Source organism: Pseudolysinimonas sp., from assembly GCF_031389465.1.
GTDB lineage: Bacteria > Actinomycetota > Actinomycetes > Actinomycetales > Microbacteriaceae > Pseudolysinimonas_A.
In genome coordinates, this window is record NZ_JANMSQ010000168.1 from 1 (window position 1) to 1,575 (window position 1,575).

2 protein-coding genes and 1 pseudogene are annotated in these 1,575 nt (G+C 68.6%); 2 read left to right on the forward strand and 1 reads right to left on the reverse strand.

Going from position 1 to position 1,575, the window contains the following annotated elements; translation table 11 throughout:
- Nucleotides 1-486: pseudogene (locus RMO30_RS06615) on the forward strand (hypothetical protein); the annotation flags it as partial.
- A 109-nt stretch (nucleotides 487-595) separates the two neighbouring features.
- Entirely contained in the window at nucleotides 596-859 is a 264-nt protein-coding gene (locus RMO30_RS06620; protein ID WP_309711061.1) for a DUF6458 family protein, read from the forward strand.
- Between the two features lie 56 nt (nucleotides 860-915).
- Here the strand turns inward: RMO30_RS06620 and RMO30_RS06625 are convergent, their stop codons facing one another.
- Entirely contained in the window at nucleotides 916-1,479 is a 564-nt protein-coding gene (locus RMO30_RS06625; RefSeq protein ID WP_309711064.1) for a hypothetical protein, read from the reverse strand.
- Nucleotides 1,480-1,575 lie beyond the last annotated feature (96 nt).

Consider the following 1,575-nt stretch of genomic DNA (forward strand, 5'->3'; position numbering starts at 1 on the left):
CTCGGCGGGTTCGGGGGCGGAGCGTCGCTCGCAGCCCTCGGCGGACCAGCGGTGATCCTCGGGCGTGGGGCGGTCGCGTCGCGCGGCTGGACCGCGGAGGCGCGCGCAGCCGTCCTCGCAACATTGCGACGCGCGACTCCCGAGGTCTACGCCCAGGTCGATCGTGCGGCCGACGCGATCGTCGCGGCCCTGCATGAGTCGCTCGCTGCCGCGGGAGTCGCCCACGTCATCCCGCGGGCCGGCTCCCTCTTCTCGGTCGCCTTCCGCGAAGGTGCGGTGCTCGACGAAGCCGACGCGCGGGATCAGGAGGCGTGGCGTCATCCACCGTTCGCGCACGCGCTGCGCGAGCAGGATGTCGTCGTTCCGACCAACGCGTCGAACACCTGGTTCGTCACCGCGGCGCACGATGGGACGACGCTCGACCGGATCGTGGGGGCCCTACCGCGCGCTGCCAGGGCCGCCGCCCGCGCCACCCCACGTGCCTGAGGATCGTTACTCCTGACCGTTCCCTGGAAAGTCAACCCGGTATCTCTGTTCGTCCCGTGTGCCTAGCGTTCGAAGTGGCCCACTGCGGGCCGCGAAAGGTAGGCATCACATGAGTATCGGAACAGGCGTCGTTCTCTTCGTCATCGGCGCGATTCTGGTTTTCGCCCTGAACTTCGAGGCTGAGATCGTCAACCTCGACATGGTCGGGTACATCCTGATGGCTGCCGGAGCCATCGTCTTCGTGATCGGGCTGGTGCTGCTCGCGCGGCGCCGTCAGGCGGTCACGACGTCGCGCACCGGCACGGATTCCGTGACCGGCGAGCGGGTCGAGCAGCGGGTCACCGAGGTTGACCCGGTGGATCGCAGCCTCTGATCAGTATCACTTCACGCGACAGCGGGGTTCGGAGCGATCCGGACCCCGCTGCCGTCTCAGTCGAAGAAGCCTTCATCCCATCCCATGAGGATCTTGGTGATCTGACCACCCTCGATCCCGAACGAGACGATCGTGCCGTCGGACGCACGACCGGTGATGTCGTCGCCGGTGAAGAGGTAGCCGTAATAGGTGTTGGTGTGCCACGGGGCGGTCGTCGCCGCTGGCAGGCTGAAGTTCCAGGGCCCGGGCGCACCGGTCACGTAGGAGAGCTCAGCGACCGCCTCGGCCCGGCTGATGTCCCAGCAGCATTCGGACGACATGATGATGACCCTCACCGGGTCGGACAGGTAGCCCTCGATCGCCGCCGTGTTGCCGCTGATGATCGCGTCGCGCACGTTCGCACGGTCGGAGGCACTGAGTCCGGGCTCGGGCTCGGGTTCGGGTTCGGGTTCTGGCTCCGGGTCGGGATCGTCGGCGCCGTCCGTCTCGTCGGTCGCCGTGACGGTGGGGCTCGGGCTTGCCGACTCACCGGCGTCCGGGTCGGGTGGTGTGCCGCCGCCGCACGCGGCGAGCAGCAGGGTCAGCAGGGCGGCGACAGGGATGATTCGCAACATGGGCACGGCGCTCCTTAGTTCGGTACGTCACTGCTACGACGGTGGAGAGGCCCCGCGAGGTTGACGCGAAGCCTAGCGGGGAGCCGGGCCCGCCGGGCGAAG